Annotated in this window: 19 protein-coding genes; 10 read left to right on the top strand and 9 right to left on the bottom strand. The window is 68.2% G+C overall.

The genetic code is table 11. The features are described 5' to 3' along the window. Positions 1 to 3: 3 nt before the first annotated feature. The 7 genes from rhaM (at position 4) to B215_RS0106645 (ending at position 9,886) form a co-directional block, all read left to right on the top strand. Positions 4 to 318, top strand: a complete 315-nt coding sequence (gene rhaM / locus B215_RS0106675) for an L-rhamnose mutarotase (RefSeq protein WP_026009032.1) — start codon at positions 4 to 6, stop codon at positions 316 to 318. Then, complete coding sequence (locus B215_RS0106670) at positions 315 to 3,299, top strand: glycoside hydrolase family 35 protein (protein ID WP_019368864.1); 2,985 nt, start codon at positions 315 to 317, stop codon at positions 3,297 to 3,299. The genes rhaM and B215_RS0106670 overlap by 4 nt, the downstream gene beginning before the upstream one ends. Then, a complete protein-coding gene (locus B215_RS0106665; protein ID WP_019368863.1) occupies positions 3,296 to 4,240 on the top strand; it encodes an alpha/beta hydrolase in 945 nt (314 codons plus the stop codon). Before B215_RS0106670 ends, B215_RS0106665 begins: the two co-directional genes overlap by 4 nt. An 84-nt stretch (positions 4,241 to 4,324) precedes the next feature. Beyond that, complete coding sequence (gene bglB, locus B215_RS0106660) at positions 4,325 to 5,377, top strand: beta-galactosidase BglB (protein WP_050990147.1); 1,053 nt, start codon at positions 4,325 to 4,327, stop codon at positions 5,375 to 5,377. Positions 5,378 to 5,417: 40 nt separating this feature from the next. Beyond that, positions 5,418 to 7,778 (top strand): glycoside hydrolase family 95 protein, encoded by a 2,361-nt coding sequence (locus B215_RS0106655; protein WP_019368861.1) that lies wholly within the window; start codon positions 5,418 to 5,420, stop codon positions 7,776 to 7,778. A gap of 304 nt (positions 7,779 to 8,082) precedes the next feature. Further along, the gene (locus tag B215_RS0106650; RefSeq protein WP_152997742.1) at positions 8,083 to 8,787 is read left to right on the top strand and encodes an NlpC/P60 family protein; all 705 of its coding nucleotides are present in this window, start codon (positions 8,083 to 8,085) and stop codon (positions 8,785 to 8,787) included. Between the two features lie 118 nt (positions 8,788 to 8,905). Next, a complete protein-coding gene (locus B215_RS0106645) occupies positions 8,906 to 9,886 on the top strand; it encodes an SDR family oxidoreductase (RefSeq protein ID WP_019368859.1) in 981 nt (326 codons plus the stop codon). Positions 9,887 to 9,901: 15 nt separating this feature from the next. On the opposite strand, the gene B215_RS19650 is transcribed toward B215_RS0106645, so the two are convergent. The 3 genes from B215_RS19650 to B215_RS0106630 form a co-directional block, all read right to left on the bottom strand. Next, on the bottom strand, positions 9,902 to 11,431 hold the full coding sequence (locus B215_RS19650; RefSeq protein ID WP_019368858.1) for an ATP-binding protein: 1,530 nt from the start codon (positions 11,429 to 11,431) through the stop codon (positions 9,902 to 9,904). Positions 11,432 to 11,510: 79 nt separating this feature from the next. Then, entirely contained in the window at positions 11,511 to 12,578 is a 1,068-nt protein-coding gene (locus B215_RS0106635) for a PepSY-associated TM helix domain-containing protein (protein WP_019368857.1), read from the bottom strand. After that, positions 12,578 to 14,746: a TonB-dependent receptor gene (locus tag B215_RS0106630; protein ID WP_019368856.1), complete on the bottom strand. Its 2,169-nt coding sequence runs from the start codon at positions 14,744 to 14,746 to the stop codon at positions 12,578 to 12,580. Before B215_RS0106630 ends, B215_RS0106635 begins: the two co-directional genes overlap by 1 nt. Positions 14,747 to 14,949: 203 nt before the next feature. Between B215_RS0106630 and B215_RS21970 the strand changes: the two genes are divergently transcribed. Next, positions 14,950 to 15,081, top strand: a complete 132-nt coding sequence (locus tag B215_RS21970; protein ID WP_269083832.1) for a hypothetical protein — start codon at positions 14,950 to 14,952, stop codon at positions 15,079 to 15,081. Positions 15,082 to 15,087: 6 nt separating this feature from the next. Here B215_RS21970 and B215_RS0106625 read toward each other — a convergent pair whose 3' ends face one another. Continuing rightward, a complete protein-coding gene (locus B215_RS0106625) occupies positions 15,088 to 16,422 on the bottom strand; it encodes an oligogalacturonate lyase family protein (protein WP_019368855.1) in 1,335 nt (444 codons plus the stop codon). A 111-nt stretch (positions 16,423 to 16,533) separates the two neighbouring features. Here B215_RS0106625 and B215_RS0106620 point away from each other — a divergent pair, with 111 nt between their 5' ends. After that, positions 16,534 to 18,027, top strand: coding sequence for an MFS transporter (locus tag B215_RS0106620; RefSeq protein WP_019368854.1), 1,494 nt, complete (start codon positions 16,534 to 16,536; stop codon positions 18,025 to 18,027). A gap of 32 nt (positions 18,028 to 18,059) precedes the next feature. Here the strand turns inward: B215_RS0106620 and B215_RS0106615 are convergent, their stop codons facing one another. Next, positions 18,060 to 18,839 carry a class I SAM-dependent methyltransferase gene (locus B215_RS0106615; RefSeq protein ID WP_019368853.1) on the bottom strand — a complete coding sequence of 260 codons (780 nt, stop codon included), beginning with the start codon at positions 18,837 to 18,839 and terminating at the stop codon, positions 18,060 to 18,062. A gap of 85 nt (positions 18,840 to 18,924) precedes the next feature. On the opposite strand from B215_RS0106615, the gene B215_RS0106610 reads away from it, so the two are divergent. Continuing rightward, positions 18,925 to 19,386, top strand: coding sequence for an Rrf2 family transcriptional regulator (locus B215_RS0106610; protein WP_026009028.1), 462 nt, complete (start codon positions 18,925 to 18,927; stop codon positions 19,384 to 19,386). A 9-nt stretch (positions 19,387 to 19,395) separates the two neighbouring features. Here the strand turns inward: B215_RS0106610 and B215_RS19645 are convergent, their stop codons facing one another. The 4 genes from B215_RS19645 to B215_RS0106590 form a co-directional block, all read right to left on the bottom strand. After that, positions 19,396 to 22,113: an exo-rhamnogalacturonan lyase family protein gene (locus tag B215_RS19645; protein WP_019368851.1), complete on the bottom strand. Its 2,718-nt coding sequence runs from the start codon at positions 22,111 to 22,113 to the stop codon at positions 19,396 to 19,398. Between the two features lie 79 nt (positions 22,114 to 22,192). Further along, entirely contained in the window at positions 22,193 to 22,927 is a 735-nt protein-coding gene (locus B215_RS0106600; RefSeq protein WP_019368850.1) for a DUF6250 domain-containing protein, read from the bottom strand. A gap of 467 nt (positions 22,928 to 23,394) precedes the next feature. Beyond that, positions 23,395 to 24,582, bottom strand: coding sequence for a replication initiator protein A (locus tag B215_RS0106595; protein WP_019368849.1), 1,188 nt, complete (start codon positions 24,580 to 24,582; stop codon positions 23,395 to 23,397). Positions 24,583 to 24,913: 331 nt separating this feature from the next. Next, a complete protein-coding gene (locus B215_RS0106590) occupies positions 24,914 to 25,996 on the bottom strand; it encodes a ParB/RepB/Spo0J family partition protein (protein ID WP_019368848.1) in 1,083 nt (360 codons plus the stop codon). Between the last annotated feature and the right edge of the window lie 43 nt (positions 25,997 to 26,039).

Raw genomic sequence — 26,039 nt, 5'->3', positions numbered from 1 at the left:
GAAATGCGGGTACATGCGTTCCGAATGCAGCTCAAGCCGGGCATGGCGGAGGACTATAAGGCGCGCCACGACGCGATTTGGCCCGAACTTGCCGCGCTGCTGCACGACTCCGGCATCCGCGACTATTCGATCTTCCTCGACGAAGCGACCGGCGCGCTGTTCGCGGTGCTGAAGCTGACCGACGATGCCACCAACGACCAGCTGCCCGCGCATCCGGTGATGCGCAAATGGTGGGATCATATGGCGCCGCTGATGGAAGTGGCCGACGACAACAAGCCGCTGGAATGGCCGCTGCGCCCGGTGTTCTACCTGCCATGATCCGCACCGCGCTCCTCGCCACCACCCTGCTCGCCGCGCTGCCTGCCGCCGCCCAGGAAGCCCGGCCGACCGCCAACCTGTCCGCCCCGGTCCAGACGTTCGGCCGCGTCTCGTTCGACGCGCGATCGCTGATGATCGATGGCAAGCGCACCGTCATCTGGTCGAGCGAGATGCACGCCTTCCGCCTGCCCTCGCCCGATCTGTGGCGCGACGTGCTGCAGAAGATGAAGGCGAGCGGCTTCAACACCGTCGCCTTCTACTTCGACTGGGGGTTCCACAGCCCGAAACGGGGCGTGTACGACTTCTCCGGCATCCGCGACATCGATCGGCTGCTGACCATGGCGGAGGAGGAAGGGCTCTACGTCATCACTCGCGCCGGCCCCTATGTGAATGCGGAGCTGACCCGTGGCGGCTTTCCCGGCTGGCTGGTGAACCAGCGATCGCGCGCGCGTACCGACGATCCCGATTATATGGCCGCGGCCGACGAATGGCTCACCCAGGTTCATGCGATCATCGCGCGGCACCAGATCAACGGCGACGGCAAGGGCCATAAGGGCTCGGTGATCCTGCACCAGATCGAGAACGAGCTGGCGCTGACCACACCGTCGCAGCGCCGCTACATGGATCATCTCTACGCCAAGGCGCGTGCGGACGGCATCACCGTGCCGCTGTTCCACAACGACCAGGGCCGCAACGGCTATTGGGTGCCCAAGGGCGCCGATGTCGAGAAGACGGTTGAAGGCCCGGTCGATCTCTATGCCTTTGATGGCTATCCCGGCGGCACCTGCACCGTGGCGGGCAAGCCGACCCGCGGATCGGCCGCGCCGGATTGGGGGTTTTATGGCCCCGGCGGTGCCAGGGGCGGCGCCTCCGCCTCGCCCAACACGCCAGGCTTCCTGGCCGAATTCGGCGGCGGCTGGTTCGATTACTGGGGCTCGAACGGCGGATATGAGTGCAACGCGATCCAGCGCGGCAAGCGCTTCCAGCGCGTCTTCTACGGCACCAACCTCGCCAACGGCATTTCCATCCAGAGCTTCTACATGGGGTTCGGCGGCACCAGCTGGGGCTGGCTGCCCGCGCCGGTGGTGTTCACCAGCTATGATTACGGGTCGGCGATCGCCGAAACGCGGGCGCTGCGCCCCAAGGCGGAAGAGCTGAAGCAGCTCGCCGGGCTGATCCAGAGCGTGCCCGATCTCGCCGGCATGGTGCCGGCGGGGCCGGTGCAGGTCTCGTCGGAGCGCATCCAGGTCTATCACAACAAGCGCCCGGAAAGCGACGCGCGCTTCCTGCTCGTCACCCACAAGCCCTCCAACGGCCAGACCGAGGACCGCTTCACCATCACCGCCGATCTTCCGGACGGAAGATATAGCTGGAACATGGCGCTGAACGGCTTCGACGCGAAATGGCTTGTCGCCGGCGTGACGCTGGGCGGGCAGCGGCTCGTCTATTCCAGTTCCGAATTGCAGGCCGCGCTGCGCCAGGACGGCCGCGACCTGATGCTGCTCTATGGCCGCACGGGCGAAGCCGGCGAGACGATGCTGCGCTATGCCTCCGCGCCGAAGGTGGAGGTGCTGGAAGGCGCGGCGACGTCCAGCTTCGATGCGGCGCGCGGCGACCTCAAGCTCGCCTATGCCCATCGCGGCCTCACCAGGCTGCGGATCAGCGGCGGCGGACGGCCCGACTGCGTGGTGCTGATCGGCGACGAGGCGGAGGGCGCCCGCTTCTGGCGGATGGGCGATCTGCTGGTGCGCGGCCCCGCGCTGGTGCGCCGCGCGACGCCGCAGGGGTCGGTGGTGGCGCTGTCCGGCGATACCGACGGCCCCACGCCGCTCGAAGTCTGGGCCCCGGCCGCAACGCGCAGCCTGCGCTGGAACGGCGCCGCCGTCGCGGCGACCCGTACCGCCTCCGGCAGTCTCGTCGCGGCGCGGCCGCTGCCCGGCCCCGCGCCGATCACGCTGCCGGCGCTCGCCTGGGTCACCGCGTCTGGCACGCCCGAAGCGGCGCCGGACTTCGATGACAGCGGCTGGCAGGCGATCGACAACCGCGCCTATGCCAGCATCACCGCCCGGCCCGATGGCACGCCCAATATGCTGATGGACGCCTATGGCTTCCACGAAGGCGATGTCTGGTATCGCGGCCGGTTCGCGGGCAACGCTGCAGCCGAGCGCATCCGCATCCATTACGGCGCCGGCGGATCGGGAATGCTGCAGCTGTTCCTCGACGGCAGGCTGATCGGCGAGCACGAACTGCCCGGCGGCCTGCCCCGCCCGATCACCACCGGCGTCGCCGAATTCGCGCTGCCGGACGCCGCGCGCGCGCCCGGCAGCCATGTGCTTTCGGTGATGGTCCGCAACAACGGCCACAATTGGGATCTCGACGCCGACGACTTCCACAAGGAAGCGCGCGGCATCGTCTTCGCCTCGGTCGAGCCGGCCGGGGGCCCGAGCTTCGCCGTGCCGGTCGCCTGGAAGATCCAGGGCCGCAAGGGCGGCGAAGACCTGCCCGATCCGGTGCGCGGCGTCGCCAATAATGGCGGCCAATATGGCGAGCGGATGGGCTGGCACCTGCCCCTGTTCGACGATCGCGCATGGAAGGCAGGCGGATCCGCTACCGCCGGCACCACCTGGTATCGCAGCCGCTTCACGCTCGACGTGCCACAGGGGCAGGATGCGACGATCGGCGTCGCGTTCGGCGACACCAGCAAGCCCCGTTCCGCGACCGGCCGCTACCGCGTGCTGATCTTCGTCAACGGCTGGAACATGGGCCAGTTCATCGCCCATGTCGGCCCGCAGCGCGTCTTCCCGGTGCCGGAGGGCATATTGAACCATCATGGGGCCAACAGCATCGCCCTTGCCGTCACGTCGGACGGCGCGCCCGGCAATGCGCTGGAAGACGTGAAGCTGGTGACGCTTGGCAATCTTCGCGGTGGCCTGCCGGTCGCCATGGTCGCCGCACCCCAGCGGCCGGAGGAGCTGCAATGATCTCCCGCCGCACCCTGCTCGCAGCCTCGGCCGCGGCGACGGCCGCCGCCGCGCTTCCGGCACGCGCGGCACCGATCGAGCGGCTGCCGCTGTGGCCGGGTCGTCCGCCAGGCGGGGACGGCGTCACGACGAAGGACGAATGGGTCAAGCGCTCGCCCAATGGCGATGCGGACGACATCGCCTGGCCGCACGTCGCGACGCCGATGCTGAATGTCGTTCCCGCCGAACGGCCGGACGGATCGGCGCTGCTGATGATCCCCGGCGGCGGCTACACGCGCGTTGCCCTGGGGCGGAACGGTTCGAGCATCGCCCGCCACTTCGCCGCCCGCGGCACCACCGTGTTCGAGCTGCTCTACCGCCTGCCGCACGATGGTTGGGCGGCCGGCCCCGATGCTGCGCTGCAGGATGCGCAGCGGGCGATGCGATTGATCCGTGCCGATGCCGCACGCTGGCGGATCGATCCGGCGCGGGTGGGCGCAATCGGCTTTTCCGCCGGCGGGCACCTGACCGCGCGGCTCGGCAGTCGCGCGAGTCTGACCAGTTACGCACCCGTGGATGCGGCGGACGGCCTGCCCGTGCGGCCGGTGGCGCTCGGCTTGTTCTTCCCGGTGATCACGTTGCAGGGACCTTACACCCATACAGGGTCCCGCCGCGAACTGCTCGGCGCTAGCCCCGATGCCGAACAGCTCCGCCGCTTCTCCGCCGAGACGGACCTGCCGGCCGACATGCCTCCCACCCTCGTCGCCCATGCCGCGGACGATCCGGCGGTGGCGCCGGGCAACAGCCTGACGATGTTCGCCGCGCTGCAGGCGGCGAAGATTCCATCCGAACTGATGATCTTCGAGAAGGGCGGCCACAACCTGCCCCTCGTCGAACCCGACGGCACCCCGCATCCCTGGCCCGGCCTGTTCGCGCGGTTCGCGCGGCGCCACGGCCTCTGACCACTTTTTCGCACGGAGACACGAACCTTGGCCGCCTCGCACGACATTCCCCGCAGCCTCGTCACGCAGAAGATCGATCTGCTGATGGACAATCTCGTCCACATCAAGGACGAGACCGGCGAGTTCCTGCTCCATCTGGAAGACGGTCGCATCATCGACACCAAGGGCTGGGCCGGCTGGGAATGGACCCACGGCGTCGGCCTGTTTGGCATGTGGCGCTATTTCGAGCAGACGAACGACCAGAAAGCACTTGCCATCATCAAGGGCTGGTTCGCCGATCGCTTCGCCGAGGGCACGCCGACCAAGAACATCAACACCATGGCGCCGTTCATCACGCTCGCCTGGCTGTATGAGCACGAACCCGATCCCAGCTACCTGCCCTATCTCGATACCTGGGCCGAATGGCTGATGGCACCGGACGGACTGCCCAAGACCGAAGAAGGCGGCTTCCAGCACATCGTCTATAACGACGAGAATCCGGGCGAGATGTGGGACGACACGCTTATGATGAGCGTGCTGCCGCTCGCCAAGATCGGCCTGCTGCTGGGTCGCCCGCATTATGTGGAAGAGGCCAAGCGCCAGTTCCTCGTCCACATCAAATATCTGTTCGACACAAAGACCGGCCTCTGGTTCCACGGCTGGGATTTCAACGGCCGGCACAATTTCGCCGAAGCCCTGTGGGCGCGGGGCAATTGCTGGGTGACGATCGCTATCCCTGAGATCATCGAGATCCTCGATCTGCCTGAGGGCGACGCCTTCCGCACCTTCTTGATCGACACGCTGGCGGCGCAGGTGAAGACGCTTAGCCAGACGCAGGACGAAAGCGGCCTGTGGCACACACTGGTGATGGACCCGACCAGCTATCTCGAGGCCTCGGCCACGGCGGGCTTCGCCTATGGCATCCTGAAGGCGGTGCGGAAGGGCTATCTGCCGCGGTCCTACGAAGCGGTGGGCCTGAAGGCCGTGCGCGGCGTGCTCGACAATATCGACGAGACCGGCGAACTGCAGCAGGTGAGCTTCGGCACGGCAATGGGCGATACCTTGCAGTTCTATAAGGACATTCGCCTCACCTCGATGCCATATGGCCAGAGCCTGGCGATCTGCGCGCTCGGCGAACTGCTGCGCACCTATATCTGACGGTTTTGCATCCAGGGCCGTCAACGACAGGAGAGGTTTGATGGCTCAGGGGCCGACGCGGCGTGAAACGCTGGCTGGAATGGCGGCACTCTCGCTGGCCGGCGGAACCGCGCACGCGGCCGATCCGGCGCGGGACCAGCCCGGCGATCCGCTGCTGCTGTGGTACCGGCAGCCGGCGCAGGAATGGGTGGAGGCGCTGCCGATCGGCAATGGCCGGCTGGGGGCGATGCTGTTCGGCGGAACCGGCATGGAGCGGATCCAGCTGAACGAAGACAGCTTCTTCGCCGGATCGCCCTATGATCCCACCAATCCGGCAGCCGGCGCAGCGATGCCCCGCATCCGCCAGCTGGTGTTCGAGGAAAAGTGGAAGGAAGCGCAAGCGCTGGCCGACGCGGCGGTGCTGGGCCGCCCTTCGGGCCAGATGCCGTATCAGCCGATCGGCGACCTGCTGCTGGTGTTTCCCGGCACGGAGGGTATTCGCGGCTACCGGCGGAGCCTCGATCTCGACGGCGCCGTCGCCACGACCGAGTTTCGCACCGGATCGATCGCGCATCGCCGCGAGGCGATCGCCTCCGCGGTCGATCAGGTGATCGCGGTCCGGCTGACCGCCAGGGGCAGTCGCGGCGGTGCCCTCGCCGCCACCATCGCGCTGGCAAGTCCGCAACAGAGCGAGAGCGTCGTCGAAGGCCATGACACGCTGGTGCTGCGCGGCATCGGCCCGGCGGCGCGCGGCGTACCCGGCGGGATCCGCTTCGAAACACGGGTGCGGGTGATCGCCACCGGCGGCACCGTCACCGCCGGCAAGAGCGACATCGCAATCGATCAGGCGAGCGAGGTGCTGCTGCTGATCGCAACGGCCACCAGCTTCCGCCGCTTCGACGATATCTCCGGTGATCCGTCCCCGATCGTGCGCGGGCAGATCGATGCCGCCGCCGCCAAGGGCTGGCCGCGACTGCTCGCCGATCACCAGGCCGATCATCGGCGGCTGTTCCGTCGGATGTCGATCGATCTGGGGCGCACCGCCGCCGCCGACCTGCCGACCGACGAGCGCATTCGCCGTTCCGCGGAACTCGACGATCCGGCGCTGGCCGCGCTCTATCACCAATATGGCCGCTATCTGCTGATCGCATCCTCGCGGCCCGGTACCCAGCCGGCCAATCTGCAGGGCATTTGGAACGAACGGACGCGGCCGTCCTGGGATTCCAAATGGACGCTGAACATCAACGCGCAGATGAACTACTGGCCCGCCGACATGACCGGGCTGGGCGAGCTCACCGAGCCGCTGCTGCGGATGGTGCAGGAACTCAGCATCACCGGGCAGCGCACCGCGCGCAACGATTGGGGCGCGCGCGGCTGGATGGCCTATCACAACACCGATATCTTCCGCGCCACCGCGATGGTCGACGGATCGCTATGGGGCATGTGGCCGATGTCGGGCGCATGGCTGCTCGCCTCGCTGTGGGACCATTGGGACTATAGCCGCGATCGCGACTTCCTCGCCGCGCTCTATCCGCTGATGCGCGGCGCGTGCGATTTCTACCTCGACGCGCTGGCGCCGCATCCGCAGACCGGCGAGCTGGTGATGAACCCGTCCAACTCGCCGGAGAATGCGCATCATCCCGGTGCCTCGCTGGCCGCCGGCGCCGCGATGGACAGCCAGTTGCTGCGCGATCTGTTCGCCCGCACGGCAGAGGCGGCCGCATTGCTCGGCCGCGACGGCGCGCGCCGACAGGCGCTGCTCGCCGCCCGCGCGCGGCTGCCGGGCGACAAGATCGGCAAGGCCGGCCAGTTGCAGGAATGGCGCGAGGATTGGGACATGCAGGCGCCGGAGATGCAGCACCGCCATGTCAGCCATCTCTATGCGCTCTATCCCGGCGAGCAGATCACCGTGCACGACACGCCGGCGCTGGCCGGGGCCGCCCGCCGGTCGCTGGAAATCCGCGGCGACGATGCCACCGGCTGGGGCATCGGCTGGCGGATCAACCTGTGGGCGCGGCTGGAGGATGGCGAGCGGGCGCATCGGGTGGTGAAGATGCTGCTCGATCCCAGCCGCACCTATCCGAACATGTTCGATGCGCATCCGCCGTTCCAGATCGACGGCAATTTCGGCGGCACCGCCGGCATCACCCAGATGCTGCTGCAAAGCTATCGCCGCACGATCCACCTGCTGCCCGCGCTCCCCGCCGCCTGGCCGGCGGGATCGGTGCGGGGCGCACGGGCGCGCGGCGACGTGACGGTGGACCTCCGCTGGGCGGATGGGCGGCTGGCGGAGGCGACGCTTGCCGCCGGCACGCCCGGCATCCATCAGCTCCGCTGCGGCAAGGCAACGGCGCGGGTGCGGCTGGAACCCGGTCGCCCGCGCGTCGTGCGGCTGGATGGAGAGCAGCTGGCCGTCAGCTAGGCCGTCCATTGCTTTCGCCCCTTCCCAATGTGACGCCCGCATAACGGACTTGCATTCTGCAAGATCTGGTACACTCTAGCATAGACGTCGCATCGCATATGCGACTCAGTGCCCAGCATTTCCGTCTGTAGCGTTGGTTGTCGTGCGTTGATCGATCCGGCGGCGTGGCTTTTCGCCCGCGCGCACGACCGATGGCCGGTGGCTATCGATCGTGCACCCCAGCGCGATCGGGCACCGGTATTTGCCTCCATCCTGTCTGTGCTTTGCTTCTACCTGTTGCATTTCATCATGAAGGATCGCTGCCGTGAAGAAGAGCATCAAAGCCATTCAACAAGCATTGGCGGAACGGGGCTTCAGCCCGGGCGAAGTGGACGGTGTCTGGGGCCGGAAGAGCATCGCGGCGTTGCGGGCCTTCCAGCAGTCACAGGGTCTGGAGGCCGATGGCGTGCTGGGTCCGAAAACCGCCGCGGCGCTTTTCCCGAATGATGGCCAGGAGCAGCAGCGTCTGTCGCCCGCGCTTGTCTGGTTCGAGGAAGCCCGGCGCCAGTTCGGCACTGCCGAAGTGCCCGGACCCGCCAGCAACGCGAAGATCCTCCAATGGGCCACGGCACGCGGGATACCATATCGCGGCGACGACATCCCGTGGTGCGGGCTGTTCGTGGCGCATTGCATCGGATCGACGCTGATCGGAGAACCGCTCCCGATCAACCCGCTGGGAGCCCGCAACTGGGCGCGGTTCGGCATCGCCTCGCAGCCCCGGCTTGGCGCCGTCATGGTCTTTTGGCGCGGCAGCCGGGATGGCGTGTACGGCCATGTCGGATTCTATGCGGGCGAGGACGCGACGGCGTATCACATCCTGGGCGGCAATCAGTCGGACAGCGTGAGCGTCGCGCGGATCGCCAGGGATCGTCTGCTTGCCGCCAGATGGCCGATCAGCGCGCGCACCATCGAGACCGGGCGCGTAGAGGTCGCCGCCGGGGCCAATGCGCTTTCCGTCAACGAGGCTTAGGGGGGCGAACCCGAACCGGAGAACGGCGGGTATCACAGAAAGCCTGCCAACTACCTAGCAACAATGAACTTTCACTCGGGACATGCGCTGGAGCCGGGCAACTTCGGAGCATGTTTCCATGATCGACCAGCCGAACCGCCGCGATCTCCTCAAGGGCGCTGCCGCCGCCGGTGCGGCCAGCGTCGCAGCCCCTGCCCTTGCGCAGGGAGGCACCACCGCCCCTGCCCCCGATCCGCAGACCAAATATACCGACAAGCCCTTTCCCGAGCAGCGACAGAAATGGCCGGCGCTCCAGCGCGAAATGACGCCGGTGCCCGATTGCGGGGAGCGCAGCTATCGCGGATCGGGCCGGCTCGCCGGGCGCAAGGCGCTTGTCACCGGCGGCGATTCCGGGATCGGCCGGGCGGCGGTGATCGCCTTTGCCCGCGAAGGCGCCGATGTGGCGATCAACTATTTCCCCAGCGAGGAACCCGATGCCCAGGACGTGGCGAAGCTGCTGCGCGCCGAAGGCCGCAAAATCGCGCTGATCCCCGGCGATCTGACCGACCAGGGCTTCTGCGTCGATCTCGTCGGGCGGGCGAACCGCCAGCTGGGCGGGCTCGACATCCTGGTCAACAACGCCGCCTATCAGCAGTCGAAGGAATCGATCGCCGATATCAGCTTCGAACAGTTCGATCGCACGCTGAAGACGAACCTCTATGCGATGTTCTGGATCACCAAGACGGCCGTGCCGCTGATGAAGCCGGGATCGGCGATCATCAACACCGCGTCGGTCAATTCGGTGGATCCGGGCAAGGAGCTGCTCGACTATGCCACCACCAAGGGCGGCATCGCGATCTTCACCAAGGGCCTGGCGAAGCAGCTCGCCAAGAAGGGCATCCGCGTCAACGCCGTCGCGCCCGGGCCGATCTGGACGCCGCTGCAGGTCGCCGGCGGGCAGCTGCCCGGCACGCTGGGGCTGTTCGGCCAGGATACGCCGCTGGGCCGCGCGGGTCAGCCGGCCGAGCTGGCGCCGCTCTATGTCGCGCTCGCCTCGAACGAGCTGAGCTACACCGACGGCAGCATCTTCGGCGCCAATGGCGGCACCGGCGCGATCTGATCGCGCCGGCCGTCGCTATCGTACCCGCTCGCCGCGCAGCAGCGCATTGATGCCGGCGGCGAGCGTTTCGATCGTATAGGGCTTGCGCAGCATCGGTGCGCGGCGCTCGTCGCCGGGCAGGAACTGCTTGCTGCTATAGCCGCTGGCGAGCAGCACCGGCAGATCGGGATGGCGCTCGCGCAGCCGTGCGGCCAGCTCCAGCCCGCCCATTTCCGGCATCACGATATCCGAAAACACCAGATCGGGATCGAACCCGGCGAGCGCCGCCAGCGCCTCCTCGCCATTCGCCGCCTCGACGACCATGCAGCCCAGATCGTCGAGCAGCTGGCGGGCGAAATAGCGGACATGCTCGCCATCCTCGACCAGCAGCACCTTGAGGCCGGCCGGCAGCGGCTCCGCCAGCGCGCCGGCGGGGCGCGCCGCCATCGGCTTTCTCGTGCGCGGCAAGAGGATGCGTACCACGGTGCCCCGCCCCAGCTCGGATTCGATGCGCACCGATCCGCCCGATTGTTCGGCGAAGCCATGGATCTGCGACAGGCCCAGGCCCGTGCCCTTGCCCGTCGGCTTGGTGGTGAAGAAAGGTTCGAACACCCGTTCCAGCTTGTCGGGAGCGATGCCCTCGCCGGTATCGCGCACCGCCAGTTCCACCCTGTCCTCGCCCGACAGCGGCAGGTTGCGCGTCGACAGGCACAGCGTGCCGCCATTCGGCATCGCGTCGCGTGCGTTGAGCACCGCGTTGAGCAACGCCGTCTCCAGCCCGGTCGGATCGATTTCCACGCGCCACAGCGCGTGCGCCAGATCCAGTTCGAGCCGATACTGGTCGCCCAGCGTTCGCTGCAGCATCTCGCCCAGCGCGTCGAGCCGCACGCTGAGATCGAGCACTTCGGGTTCGAGCGGCTGGCGTCGCGCGAAGGCAAGCAGTTGCGCGGTAAGCCGGCTCGCCCGATCCGAGGTTTCCAGCATCACGTGCAGATAGCGGTTGCGCTTGTCCGGCGGCAAATCGGGCTGGCGCAGCAGGAAATCGGCCGATCCGCGCATCACCGTCATCAGATTGTTGAAGTCGTGCGCGATGCCGCCGGCCAGTTCGCCCAGCGCCTGCAGCTTCTGCGACTGGAGCAGCGCCGCCTGGGTGGCGCGCAATTCCTCCTGCGCGCGCATCCGATCGGTCACGTCGCGGGTGATCTTGGCGAAGCCGACCAGCCGGCCCTGCTCGTCGCGGATCGGATCGAGCACGGCATGGGCCCAGAAGCGCGAGCCATCCTTGCGCACCCGCCAGCCTTCGGCTTCGAACCGCCCTTCGCGCAGCGCGATTTCGAGCGCGCGGCCCGGCAGGCCCGCGGCGCGATCCTCCGGCGTGAAGAACCGGCCGAAATGCTCCCCGACGATCTCGTCGGCGCTATAGCCCTTGAACCGTTCGGCGCCCGGATTCCAGGTGACGATCCGGCCATCCGGATCCAGCATGTAGATGGCGTAATCCGTCACCGATTGCACCAGAAGGGCAAAGCGGCGGTCCGCGAGATGATCGTCGAAAACAGTAGAAGCCATGCACGATCCCAGCCGGGCCGCTCCGGTTCGGAGCAAGCGCGACAGAGGCGTAAAGACGCCCATGTTTCAACAATTTAGGTTAGTTTCGCGCAAAAACTCTGCGCTTCGGCCGCCGGAACCAGAAGCTCCACACCGCCAGGCTGCCGAGCATCGCCAGCGCGAGCCCCACCGCCGTCATCACCAGGCGATAGGCGAGCCCGCCCACCTTGGCCGCGTGTAGCGGATAGGCGCCGTTGAACACCTGCGCGGCCCGCGGCAGCGTCAACGCATCGACGGCGGCGAGCAGGCGGCCGTCGGCGGCATCGAACGCCAGCTGGGTGCGGCCGTTGGGCAGCCATTCGGCCGCGCGCTTCATCCGCAGCCGGATCGGCTCTCCCGGCCTGGCCGGCAGCGCGAGGATACGGGGCTGCGCATCGGGGAAGCGCGCCTGGGCGCCGGCCAGAATCCGCCGCCAGTCCGGACGGGCAGCGAGCGGGCCGCTTTCCACCTTGGGCGGGCTGCTGGCCGCGAGCGCGGCCGTGGGCGCGCCGAACGGCGCGATGATCAGCGCGGCAAAGGGCCGGAACACCATCATCGTGCCAGTGACGGCGGCGAGCAGCAGCAGCGGCGCCACCACAATCCCCAGATCACGGTGCTGCCACACGATCATCGGGCGGCTCATTCGGCGCGGCCATAGCCGGAATTGAAAGGTTCGCCGCGTGCGCCACCACAGGATGGTGCCGGTGACGACGAACAGGATGCCCGCCAGCCCCGCAATGCCGATCACGGTTTCGCCCGCATCGCCGCTGAACAGGTGATGGTGCAGATCGAACAGCCACAGTTCCGGCCGCGCCCATTGGCTGTCCCATCGCGCCACCAGATGGCCGGTCTGGTCGGCATAGGCCCCTGCCCCATGCGCGCCGCGCAGCTGCAGCAGGCCGAAGCTGTCGCTGGGATAGACGATCGAGCGCGTCGCCGGCGCCGCGGCCAGCGCCCGCTCGGTCGCCGCCGCCAACCGCGCCGGATCGGCAATCCGTGCATCGCCGGCGTGGGGCAGCCACACCCATGCATCGCGATGGACCAGGATCGCCCCGCTTAGGCCCAGCACCGCCAATACCAGCCCGAGGATGCCGCCGACCCAGCGATGCAGGAGGTCGAGCAGTCGCATCAGAAGCGATAATCCCAGCCCAGCGTGAAGCTGCGTCCCCGTCCGGCGAAGAAGCTGAGATTGTCGGCGGGCAGCCGGGTGTCCGAGTTATAGTCGATATACTGCTTGTCGAGCAGGTTCGACGCGCTGAGCGTCAGGCCGCCGAACCGGGTCTGGTAGCGCATCGTTGCATCGACCAGCGTGTAGCCGCCAAAGTCGTTCCGCGGATCGCGCACCTTGCCGTAGAAGCCGCGGGCCAGGAAGAACCGCCCCTGCACCCGCGCGCTGAACGGCCCCCGGACATAGTCCGCCGCCAGGTTCAGACGATCGGGCGAGATGTTGGTGCCGTCCAGATCGGTATCGACCTTGCCGTCAGGCACCGCATCGCTGTCGTACTTGCCGACGAGATGGGCATAGCCGATGCTCACCCGCGTGCCGGGGATCGGCAAGCGCACGCCGAGATTGGCTTCGAGCCCCTGAATTTCGACGCGCAGCCGCTGCACGTCGAAAATGCCGCCCGGATTGGCGATCAGCAGCTGGCCCTTGTCGCTCGACGACCAGAAATAGGCGACCGAACCGTCGAGCGGGCCGCGCTTCACTTCCACCCCGACTTCGCGGTTGTTGGAGATGACCGGTGCGATATCGAGAAACGTGTCGATGGAGACGCCGGGCCGGTTCACCGCGCGGGTGATGCGGCCGATATCGGGCACGGTATAGCCTTCGGCATAGCTGAGATAGCCGCGGATGCCGGGCACCGGCTCCACCACCAGGCCGCCGTTGAACAGCACGGATTCGAAGGTCGGCGATCCGCCCTTCACCGTCACGCCGCCCGCCGGCGTGGTCGTCGAGGCGAGCGTGCGATAATCGTCGATGCGAATGCGGACATTCTCGTAGCGCACGCCGCCGGCCAGCCGCACGCGCTTTTCGAACAGCGCGAGATTGGCCTGGGCAAAGGGGGCGAGGCTGCGGAAGTCGGTGGGTGGCACCCAGGTGCGGTTGGTGAGGATCAGTCGCTGCTCGGTGCGGTCGGTCAGCACGTCGAAGCCGAGCGTGGTGGTCAGCGCCTCGAAGCCCGGTATCGCGCGCTCATAGCTGATCTTGCCGCCGATCTTGCGCGAACGGTTTTCCGACTGGTCGACCAGCGTGCCGATCGGCGCGATCGCCGCATCCTGGAAGGTGGCGATCGGCGTGACTTCGGCGCCGAAGGTATCATGGGTGCGGTTCCAGAAGATCTGGCTGACCAGATTGCCGCCCCACAGCCCGGTATCGGTATAGGAAAGCGCGACGCTTTCGGTGCGGCTGGCCGCCGCGGTGCCCGGCGGCGTGCCCCGCGTGGCGCTGGTCGGCAGGCCGGTGCGGCGGTTGCCCGCCACCGCGACATAATCGCCGTCGCTCTGCATCTTGAAGCGGCTGGCGATCAGATCGAAGCGGCCGGTGGCGCTTGCCTGATAGCCGATCCGCGCGAACAGCGAGAGCGTGTTCGAATCCTGGGTCTCGCCCTGGGTGAGGTTCAGGCCGACGCGGCGGCCATCGCCGTCGTAATAGACGCCGCGCTTCTCGAACGCGGCACCCGCCGCCACGTCGAACGCGCCGGCCTTGTATTCCAGCAGGCCGGCCGCCTTGCCGCCCAGCCCGTCGCCGCGGAAATCGCTGTCGGCGCTGCCCTGGAGCAGGGCGCGGCCGCCCAGCCCTTCCTTCTTCGGCGCGCCGAGCGTCACCTGGTTGACGATGCCGCCGGTGCCGCCGATGCCCTGCAGCGCGTTCGATCCGTAGATCAGCTCCACCCGATCGACGAAGAATCCGTCGATGGTAAAGCCGTCGCGGCTGCCGTCGCGCAGCGGCGTCGATTGCGGGATGCCGTTGATCGCATACAGCGGCGAGCGGCCGCGCAGCGTCTCCCCCGCCCCGGACAGCTTCTGCCGGGTCGGCGAGAAGGAGGGCGTGAGGTTCGATACCGCATCGGTGACCGAGCCGGAGATCGCGATCTGCTGATCGAGCGCGGTCTTGTCGATCACGTCGATCGTCAGCGGCAGCGCATTGGGGGGCAGCACGGTGCGCGCGGCGGTGACGACGATGTCCGACGGCGCATCTTCCTCCGGCTGCGCCTGTGCATGGGCCGGCTGCGGCAGCGTGGGGGCAAGCGCAAGGAACGGAAGACCGGCAAGAGACGCGCGGACGCGGCGAGACATGGACGAGACCCTTTTTTGGATGACCGCATCTGTGTCGGCGGCCGGGTGGTTACGGGGTCGCTATCAAGCCGCTTCTAATAATGCAAGTTACTCGCAGAAGCGGAAACGGCAAAGCTGGCTGGCGGCTGAACGTCGCCGCCAGCCGCCGTTCAGCCGAGCCAGCCTATCGTCGTGCGCTGGTGCAAGAAGGGAGGTTGGCGCAGATGCCGCACTTGGTACGATCGGGCCGGTGGCTCGCCCCGCTATTGCTGCTGCCGCTTGCGGCAACCGCCTGCGAGCGCCCAGGCGCGCCGGTGAGCCTCGCCGACGCGCGTCACGCGGTACAGGCGCGCTAGGCTGACTCAGCCGGCCGCCTTCGCCACTTCCACCGCATAGAGATGCGGCGCGCCTTCGAAATTGCCGCGGAACAGGATCCACTTGCCGTCCGGCGTGAAGATCATGTTCGGCTCCAGCCGATAGTCCTGGCCGCGCATGTCGACCAGCTTCTCGGCCGTCAGCGTGCCGGGCGCGATCAGCGTGGCGGCGTTGTCGGCATGGATCCCCGCCACGTCGGGCAGCGCGCGCGGGGTGAACAGGTACAGATATTTGCCGTCGGGGGCATGGGCGACCATTTCCGCATCGCCGCCGTCGCCGGAAAAGCGGTTGCCGTCGGGCGACTGGTTATAGTGCACCGACCAGAGGTTGCGCTCGACCGGGTACCAGCGCCGCTTGCCGGTGGCGAGTTCGACGCCGGCGAGCCAGAATACTTCGCCGCGCGGGGTCTGCAGGTCGTACCAGACCCATTTGCCGTCGGCCGAGAAGAATTCGTGCCCGGCGATTTCCATGTTCATCGTGCGGGTGTGCAGCCGGCGCTTGTCCGTGCCGTCCGCGCGGATCGCCCAGAGCCGGTCCACCCGGTGCCAAGGTCCTTCGTGGCAATACAGGATCTGCTGCGGATCGGTGGGCGAGAACTGGACATGGTTGAGCCAGTCGGTGGAGGCCGTCACCACCCGCCGCGCGCCGGTGCGCAGATCGATGGTGAAGATCTCCATCGGCACCTTGGCGTCCAGCCGCCGATTTAGGTGCAGTTCCTTCGCCTCGGCATAGGGCAGCGGCTTCCCGTCCGGCCCGGTGGCGCGATAGTCGTTCATGCCGGGGGTGTTCACTTCGCCCTCCGCACGGGCGAGCGTGCCGTCGGGGCGGAGCGGCACGCTGGGCCGCGCGACCTGGCCGAGCAGCAGCGTCTCGTCGGCGTTGATCGAGGCGACCCAGCCGCCGGGCACCGTCGCCACCCGCCGCACCGCGCCGCTATCCGCATCGGCGGCGAACACGTCGAACGGGCCGCCGGCATCGTCGCGCCCGCGCGACGCGAAATAGACGGTGCGGCTCTTGCGGCCGGTGAACAGCAGCACCGCGCCCGGTCGAGTGACCAGCGGGCGGACCTCCCAGGTCTTCAGATCCACCAATGCGATGCCCTGCGGCGTGGTTACCGCCATCCTGTCGCCCTGGGGAAGGAAGCCGTTCTGGGTAAAATAGAGGCTGACGGTGCCCGCCTCGCGGCTGACGCGCACCACGCGGTGCCCGGTGGTCTTGTCGATCCACTGCGCCGCGGGATCGGCCGCCGCCGCGGGCAGTGTCGGGGCCAGCAGCGCCAGAAACGCCGCCATCCCTCGCGCGATGCGCCCGAACCATGCCATGCCCGCTCTCCCAAGCCGCTTGATGTTGTTTCACATAGTATGATAGCAGTTCAGAATATGGAGTAAAGCAGCCGGCAGCCCGGTGGGTCAGGCCGGAGTCCAGGAGAGAGCATGGCCAGCGCCCCCCGCCCCGTCCGGTGGTTCAACTATCTCGCCTATGGCGGCAACGACGTGCTCGGCGCCGGATCGATGGCGGTGATCTCCGGCTGGGTGCTGATCTTCTACACCCAGTTCTGCGGACTGGAAGCCTGGCAGGCGGCGCTGATCTTCACCGTCGCCCGCGTGCTCGATGCGGTCGCCTCGCCGGTGATCGGGCACATCTCCGACAATATGGGCGAAACGCCGCTGGGCCGGCGATTCGGACGGCGGCGCTTCTTCATCCTCGCGGCGATCCCGCTTCTCCCCTCCTTCGCGATCATGTGGGTCTCGGGTCAGAGCTTCTGGTATTATCTCGTCACCTATGTGCTGTTCGAGCTGGTCTATGCGATGGAGATCATCCCGTATGAGACGCTCGCGGCGGAAATGGCGCGCGACTATCGCACCAAGGCCAAGTTCGCCGGGGTGCGCATCCTGTTCGCCCAGGCCAGCGCGATCCTCGCCGGCTTCCTGCCGGGCATGCTGATCAAGGCGCTGGGCGAAGACAGCCCGCAGACCTTCCTCTACATGGGCATCCTGTTCTCGATCCTGTTCATGGTCACCGCCGGGCTGCTCTATCGTTTCAGCTGGGAACGGCCGGCGGCGGAAGTGGCGGCGCTGCGCCCCGAAGGCACGCCCCGCCCGACGGTCGGCGCGGCAATTCGGGGGCTGTACGCCAACCTCTTCTCCACCTTCCGCATCCGCGCCTTCCGGCTGCACCTGGGCATGTATCTGGGCGGCTATATCAGCCAGGATGTGTTCAACGCCGCCTTCACCTTCTTCGTCGTGTTCGCGCTGGCCGGCACGATCGGCGCGGCATCGACGCTGCTCGGCACGATGTACATCGTCCAGTTCGTCGCGGTGATGCTGGCGATCAACCTGGCGCTGCGCAGCTCCCCTGCCCGCGCCTATCAGCTCGCCGCGCTGAGCTTCGCGGCGGGCGTGCTGGTGCTGCTGGTGCAGTGGGGCACCGGCGTGCGCGTGGGCAATGCCTGGCTGTGGCTGCCGATCGTCCTCGCCGGGCTGGGGCGCGGCGCGCTCAACTATATCCCCTGGGCGACCTACAACTACATGGCCGATGTCGACGAGATCGTGACCGGCCGCAGGCGCGAAGGCGCGTTCGCCGGGGTGATGACCTTCGTGCGCAAGCTGACCCAGGCGGCGGCGGTCGCGGGCGTCGGCGCGATCATGAGCGCCGGCGGCTTCGCCAAGGGCGCGGCGGTGCAAAGCGACGCGGCGATCCAGACGATCGCGCTGGTGCTCGGCATCGGCACCGTCGGCGTATTGCTGGCCGGCATGCTGGTATCCACCCGCTTCCGGCTGAACGCCGCCAACCACGATGTGCTGATGGCGGAGATCGACCGGTTCAAGCGCGGCGAGACCGCCCCGCCCTCGCCGCAAGCCAAGGCCGTGGTGGAGGACCTGACCGGCTGGCGCTACGACCAGCTCTGGGGCAAGGCGGCGCGCTGAGGCCGGCGGCCGGGTCGCACCGTCTCCTCGCATCAGCGCTGGGCGACTGCGATCAGCGCGGTCGACGGGATCGGCAAGAAGGCGCGCCCCGCCGCCAGCGCGCGCGCCTCGGCAACGACGGCTGCCTGTTCACCCTCGGCGAGGCTGGTCCAGTCCGGCGACATGCCGAACAGCCGGTCCGGCTCGGCCAGCGCGGCGGTCTCCAGCAGAAAATCATGGGTGACGAGCCGTATCTGCGGTTGCCGATATCCGGCATGGGTCATCTCGCGGGCAAGGTCTTGCGGCGTGCTCAACGCCTGGACGCCGGCAGGCATGGTCATCTCCCCGCGCCCCGGAAACAGCTTCCTGCGAATTTGGCCCAGCAGCAGAAAGGTCGCGGCGCCCCGCGCTTGCCAGGTTGCGACGACGCCGGTTCCGCCGGGGCGGGTAACTCGCGCCATTTCTGCCAAGCCCTTGCGCCAGTCGGGAAACATCATGACGCCGAAGATCGAGAAGACCGCATCGAACGAAGCGTCGTCCAGCGCCAGCGCCTGGCCATCCATTACGCGCGCCTCGACATTGGCGGGCGCCGCAGCCGCGAGCCTCGCAATCATGCCGGGCGAGAAATCGGTAGCCATCACCCGTGCGCCAGTCCCGGCCGCCTGCAGCGCCAAGGCGCCGGTGCCTGCGGCGACATCGAGCACGCTGCTGGCGTGCGTCAGCGGGACGAGCGACAGCGCGTCTTCGGCATAGCGAGCGGTAAAGGGATGGGCCGTCTGCGCATAAGGCTGCGCCGCATCGTCCCAATGCTGAGGATTTTCGAACACCGCCATACCATCTCCTGCGAATCACGTAACTTCTTATGTATCGTGACGTCGCACGCTTGCCAATCGTCGGCGATGCGTGAACAACCGCGGCGTGCGGACGGATAGTCGCCTCTCGCGGATGCTTCACGTGCTGCTCCACATGGCGCGGCATGATGGACCGATGACGTCCGAGGCGATCGCGCGAATGCTGGGCACCAATCCCGTGGTCGTCCGGCGCACCATGGCCGGCTTGCGGGATGCGGGCTATGTTCGATCGGAAAAGGGCCATGGCGGCGGCTGGGTGCTCGCCGCCGATCTGGAAGCGCTATCGCTGCTGGACGTGCACCGCGCCGTGGGCGGCCCGCGCCTGTTCGCGATCGGCAACGAACATCCCCACGCCGGCTGCGCGGTGGAGCAGGTCGTCAACGAGGCGATCGAGGCGGTTCTGCGCGATGCGGAAGCGCGAATCATCGCCCGGCTGCAGGCGGTCAGCCTCGCCGAACTCGCGCGCGGTTTCGATGCACGATGCCGCCAGAATGCAGGGGAGTCCGCCGCGCCTGCAGCGTCGCACTAAAGGCGGCGCTTACTCCCCTCCCCCGCCGCGCGCGCGGCGGGGTGGCACCGTCGCCGTGTCGAGCGCCGCCGGGATCAGCGCGAGGTTCTGGATCGCCGCCAGTCCCCATTGAGAGGCGGCGTTGGTGGAAATGCCTGGCCATTCCACCCCGCCCCCCGGCAGCGGCCGGCGCGGATCGGCGGGATCGAGGCCCAGCCCCGCCCCGCCGGACAGAAACTCTTCCGCCGCTCGCGCGGCCAGTGCGGCGTCGCCGGTCGCGTTCGCGGCATAGGCGGTGAGCCGCGAATGCCCTTCGCGCAGGTTGCGCGGGCCGAACGGCTCGCCCCATTTCGCCAGCCACTCCGGGCGAGGCGCATTATACCACCGGCAATAATCGAGCCACGCTGTCCGGTAGCGCGGCACGTCGAGCAGGCGAAGCAGCTCGGCATTCACCTCGACTGCGCCGAACACGGCGTTGAGGTGCGACAGCTGGATCTTCGGGCCACGATCGAGGAAGCGACCGCTCGCCAGATCATAGGGCGCGCTGCCAGTCAGCCAGCCGCGCGGCAGCCGGCCGATGCTGTCCATCCCCGCGACGATCCGGTCGCGCCATTTGCCGTCGCCGGTGCGCTCCCATTCGGTCAGCCAGGCGCCGGCCAGCACCGCCCAGGTGGTGCCGAAGGTCATCTCGATCACCCCTTCGGGCAGCGCCTCGCGCTTGGCGCCGGGCACCTTGCGGCCGATCTCCACGCGGCGCAGCGCCTCGTGCGAGGTGGTCAGCGCGCGCAGCAGATCGCCGGTGCGCTCGTCGCCGGTAAGATAGTAGAAGATGCGGCGATAGGCGGCGTTGCTGACGCGCGGCTGCTTCGAACTGTCGCTCCAATGCTGCACGCCGTGGCGGGTGCCGAGCCCGGCGAAGCGGCCGAGATGATAGACATCGACTTCGCCGGTATGCCGGGTCATCGCCTCGGCAAGGCGAAAGGCCTGGGCGTTGCGGCTGCGCAGCGCCGCCGTCCACAGCCACAGATCGGGCGAAAGCTCACTGTTCGCCCAGGCGAAGCCGCCGATATCATAGCGCCACTGGTGCCGATCGCCGTCATAGCTGTGCATCACGTCGCCATGATTCCAGAAGCCATACCAGCTGCGGCGATCGACTTCGCCGGCGTAGAAATCGACCAGCCGGTCCAGCTGGTCCTCGATCGCCGCGCGCATCGGGGTGGAGCGATCGGGCAGGCCCCAGTCGCCGAATACGCCTGCGGCATGAAGCTGGGCGGGATCGGCCATCAGCCGGGGCGGTTCGGCCGCCGCCTGCGCCATCGCCACCAGCTGCGCGGAGGGCGGCGTGGCGGGCAGCGCCCATAGCATCAGCTCGCTGGTGCGGGCGATCCCCGTTGGCGTGTCCCAGCCTGGCTCATAATCCTCATAGGTTATATTCAGTCCTTCGTTCTGGGCGGCATAGCCTTCCATTCCCATCGTGCCGTGATAGGGGCGCAGGTCCATCGCCGGCGCGCGGGGCGACCACAGCCAGGCGGTGAGCTGGGCAGCATCGGTGGCGGCACCGGCGATTTCCAACTCGGTCGGGTGCCGTTGCCAGAACCAGCGCGGGGCGATCGCGGCGCCTCCCTGCGGCGAGCCGATATAGGCCAGGCCAGGCGCACGATGCCCCTCCCCTGCCTCGATCCAGGCCGCGCCCTCTCCGGTCCGCTTGGCCAGTGTGAAGCCGTTGGCGGAGTGCTGGGTCAGGCGGAACGCATCCCAGGCGGGAATGCGTTCGAGCAGCGCCGGCACCGGTGCGCGCATCTGGTCGATCGGCGGCACGGCGCGGCCCGCCACCTGCGCGGCGCGAAAGGCGGGGCCCGGATCGCGGCGCAGGCCGGTGAGCGGGCGCACGGCTTCGGCGAACAGCGTCTCGGGCCCGGTGGCGAGCCGGACATGTCGGTCGTGCAGCGCCCCCCGCATCGGCACGCGCGCGGTGATGCCCAGGCCGGAGACGAACGCGTCGTCGGGATCCACATCATAGACCAGGCTGTGGACGATCCGCAGCCCGGCCGATCCCGCAAAGGCCTCCAGCCGAACAGTGAAAGGCAGCATCGTGCGGCCGCCGCCGCGATGGCGCCCCTCGACGCGCACGACGGCGCGGACGGGGCCTGCCTGTTCAACCTCGGCGCGCTCGATGACGCCTTGCAGCGGCACTCGGGCTGCTTCCGGGCCGCCCAGACGAACTTCGCCGATCAGTGCGGCGGGAGCGATCAGCGTCTCGCCCCCTGCCCCCTGCGCTTCGAGCAAAGCGGGTCCGCTGCGGGCGATCTGCCAGCGCAGTGCCCCGCTTGCGATCTCGATGCGATCCGGCAGGGTGCGAACGGTAAGCGGCGCGGCGGGCGTCGCCGGGCGGCCCGGGGTGAGGCGGTAGCCACCGGTCGGCGGCAGGCTGGCGGGAATGGCGTGCGCGGTCCATTTCACCGAGCCGTCGGGCCAGGTGGCGGTGGTCCAGCTCTGGACCGGGACGGCGCGGCCCTCCTGGTCGACGAGGCGCAGCGGCGTAGTGCGCTTCAGGCGGCCCTGCGGCCATGCCTGGCCCCACATCCGGCCCTCGCCGGGGCCGGCGGGCGGTACGCCATCGATCCAGGCGGCATCGGCGGCTGGCGGGGCCGGCGCGGCGCTGGCGCGGGGCAGCGGGGCTGCAACGGTGGCGATCCCCACCAGGCCGGTGCCGAGAAGCGCACGCCGGGTGCTGTCGTGTCGGTGCATGGCGGATCGCTCTCCCAAAAATCTGATTCTTTGAGGAAGCTTAATATGTGGCCATACATCCCACAATGTGATTTTTGGGCTATAGACGCCAGACCTTGAAGTCCAGCACGCGCAAATGGCTCTGCGTGGTGCGAAAGCCGAAATGGCCGCGGCGATAGGGGGCGGGATCGTCGAGCGTGAACATCGCCCGACCATCGCGATGGAGCGCGATATGCCGGCCATCGGCGATCAGGCGGATGCGCAGCGGCTGGTTCGGCACGAGAAGGTCGCGCGGGGCGGAGAGGTCGTGTTGCGGCAGCAGCGGCCGTATGCCGGCCTTGGCGACGTAGCGTCGGAAGCGCGAGCTGCTGTTCCGATTGCCGCCGATCCCGGCGTAATAGGTCGCGAGCCGGTCATAGTCGGCAAAGGCGCCGCTGCGCGGGATTACCAGGGCATCGCCGGCTGGCGCGGCAGGGTCGTGCGCCATCCAGAAACAGTTGACGTCGCTCACCGCGTCGTTCGCGCCGCCCTCGGCGACCGGGATCACGGTATAGTCAATCGCGACCGGGCCTTCGAGCACCGGCCGGAACCAGACGGTCGCGCCGGCAGGTACGTCGATGTCGAGCACGCCGTTGGCGGCGGTAATGCGGCCGGCCCGCTCGAGCTCGATCTTCCACTGCGCGATGCCGCTCACGAAGCGATCGCGGTGAAGGAGGCGCGGCCGGCGGGCGAGTGCCGGGGAAGCGCAGCCGAGCAGAGCGCCGATCAGGGCCGTGCGGCGGGTCAGCGGCCGCAGCGTCGGCAGCGTGCGGGATGATGTACTCGGGTCGCGCAAGCCCCTCCCCTTCTCTCTGTTCTTCAGAAAATGAAATCTCGCCGAGGGGTTAAGAGGGTTCAAGAGAAATCTTTAGAGAGTTAGGCGCGCGCCGGCGTGCGGAGAGCCCGCAGAGAACCACGATTCGCGGGGGCTGGGGTGTTCCTGAAATGTCGGGTGCACGTTCCCGAAAGATCGGCGGTGGCGTTCCCGAAGGATCGAAGCGGCGTTCCCGAAGGGGCGAAGACCGTTCCTGGTGTGTCGAAACGCCAGTACAAGCGGGAGATGTCCGGCATGGATTGCACGGCGGATCGCCTCGCTTGAATCAGTTCGCGACAGGATCGTGCCGAACAGGTTCAAATGCGACACCTTCATCGGCGGTTCGACAGCGTGACGCAGCAGGTGCCCGACACTTCGGGAACGGCGCAAGCGATCGATCGGCGGCGGAGGGTCTGTCCGGCGCACCGGGCGCGCAGACCTGTCTCGGTTCAGCGCAACTGGTGCTTGTTGCGTGCGTGCCACTGGCGGACGAAGCCGATGAACGCGTTCTGATAATTGGCGGGTGTCCTCGCGGGATCGCCCTCCACCCAGTCGCGGAACTGGCGATGGAGTTCCTGATAGTCCCAGCCCGGACATTCGCTACGCAGCTGCGCCAGCGTGGCGTCGGTCACCATCCCGCTCGACGCGCGGTTGGCCAGCGTGGTGAGCGATCGGCGGAGCAGGGCACGGGCTTCCGCAGACAGTGTCGCGCCCTCCGCTGGAGCATCCTCGGGCGCGGTCGCTGCGGCGGCGGGCGTCGCGCGAGCGGCCGGGCGGGGCAGGGGGGCGCGCTGCTCGCCCTCCGCGCGGCGCCGCATCCGCAGGCTGGGCTCGCGCTTGCCCGCGGCGGTTTCCAGCGACAGCGTATAGCCGGGCAGCTCGTCGCGTTCGGCGATCTTGGCGATCTCGAACTTGAAGCGGCGATACTGGCCCTCCGCGCCCGACTTTTCGAACAGCGTCGGCATCGAAATGGCGAACCCCGCCTCGCCCGCGCCGCCGGCATGCTTGCGCGCGACCTTGTAGAGCCAGCGCTCGCGCCCGCCGGTGAGGTCGAAATAGGCGCGGTCGATCGACAGCACGCCGCCGGTCATCAGCACGCCTTCGTAGAACCAGCTGGACAGCTCGATCGTCATCCCGCGCGATCGCTCGGTCTTCTCGTCGACCAACTGGGTCCAGCCGTCGAGCCAGCTGAACGTCGCCTCGCGGCGGTTCTCGGCGCGGATGTTGGTCTTGATCGTCGTCGCCACCAGCCGATCGAGCGACTGGCCGAGCAGCTCATAGGCCCGGCCGGTGGTCGGCCGCCCGATCGCGCGGAGCAGATCGTACGGCATCAGGTGGAGCTTGCGCGGAATGTCGTTGCGCCCCCGCCGCGCCATGTCGGCCAGCACGCTCGCGCAATAGATCAGGATATCGGCATCCCAGATCGTCGCCATGCCGTAATCGGGGTTGGCGGAGACATGGACCCACAGCTTGCCGTCGGGGCTCTTATAATCGATCGGCTTCACCCGCTTGGACTTGGCGAGGCTGAAGAACGGCCGCTCCATCATCTCGCGCTGATCGCGCAGCGGCATGTCCGCCAGATAGGGGAGGAACAGGTCGAACTGGTCGGGCGGGGCGGGGCGTTCGGCCTGGGTCATGCGGTCTCGGTGGCAAGGAGAGGGCAGGGGCGTTTCCCCGGGGAAACGGGGGCGGCTGCGTGAAGGAGGTGGGAGGTTCCCGAGTTCCGCGCACCCTTCCCAATGCTTGCGGCAGCGGGCCCTATCGATCTCCCACAAGGGGAGAGGCACGTATGCGCTGCTGCCCCTCCCCTAGGTAGAAAGGGAGGGCGTGGAAAAGCCGCGAAAGGGTAAAGGGGGCGGACGGTGGAGGCGTTCCGTGTCCCGGCCTTCTTCCACCACGCGGCCTTGTCGCGCGGTCCCCCGCCCCGTGCCGGCGAGGATCTGGAGGTGTTTCCCCGGGGAAACACCGTCACCGTTGTAGGCCTCGGCCGTCGCGTTCGAGTTGCTCGAGGGCGTCGCGCAAGGCTTGGGCGAGCTGTTCGGCATCGGCGCCGGAGCCCGCATGGAGGCGGATGGTGACGCCCTGGCGATTGGCGGACAGCACGCTGAGCGCCGCTCGGCCGTTGACCGCGAACGAACAGATCGGCCCCTGCGCCGCGGCCCCGCTGGGCGCGGCCATCAATCGGCGGATCACGTCGGCCGCGCCGATCGCCACGAGCCCTGCCGCGCGTCGTTCCGCCTGTTCGCGGGCGAGCGTGCGGGCCTCGGCATGGATGGCCCGGGCCGCGGTCTTGTCGTCCAGCGCCTGCGCCAGCGGATAGGCGGGCTTCAGCTGCACGTCGGCCGGCGAGGCAAAGGCGGCGAGGATCGCATCGGGAATGCCGGCGACCTTGATCATCTTCGACAGCCAGCCCTTGGAAAGCTTCAGCCGCTCGGCCATCCGCGTCAGGTGGTTGCCGTAATGCGCCTTGAGCGCGTCGGCATAGTTGCGCGCCCGCTCAAGATCGGACACGTCCTTGCGGGCGCGGTTCTCCAGGTCGGCGAGGCGAAAGGCAGCCTCGTCGTCGAGCTGCGCGACCTGCGCCACGAACACCATGTCCGGATAGCTGTGCGCGCGCAGCCAGGAAATGGCGAAGTGGCGCCGCGTGCCGGCGATCACTTCATAGTCGTGGTCGGGGTCGCCGTCGACGCGGCGGACCACCGCCGGCACCTTCTGGCCGTTCTCCGCGACGATCGAATCGATCAGCTCGCGGACATTCTCTTCCGTCAGATCGGCATAGACGCGGGCATTGCCCGGCCAGATGCGGACCCGCGCGGGATCGAGCAGCAGCTGGGTGACCTGCCGCACCTCGCCCGAAGCGACGCGCGCCAATGCCGATTCGCGGCCCAGCAGCGTGGTGCCGCGCGATCGCTGCAGCCGCGGCGCGGGATCGGCGGGTGCCGGTGTTGGCGCAGCCTTGGCCTCCACCACGGGCTCGGCCGGCACGGGCGCTTCCGCCGCGACTTCATCGGCCAGCAGATCGGCAAGATAATCCTTTTGCGTCCGTGCCACGACTCACCCCCTCCCGCAGAACGTAAGCAGAACATCGCCCTGT

This window comes from Sphingomonas sp. ATCC 31555, assembly GCF_000282895.1.
Lineage (GTDB): Bacteria > Pseudomonadota > Alphaproteobacteria > Sphingomonadales > Sphingomonadaceae > Sphingomonas.
This window is presented reverse-complemented; position numbering and strand designations above follow the sequence as displayed.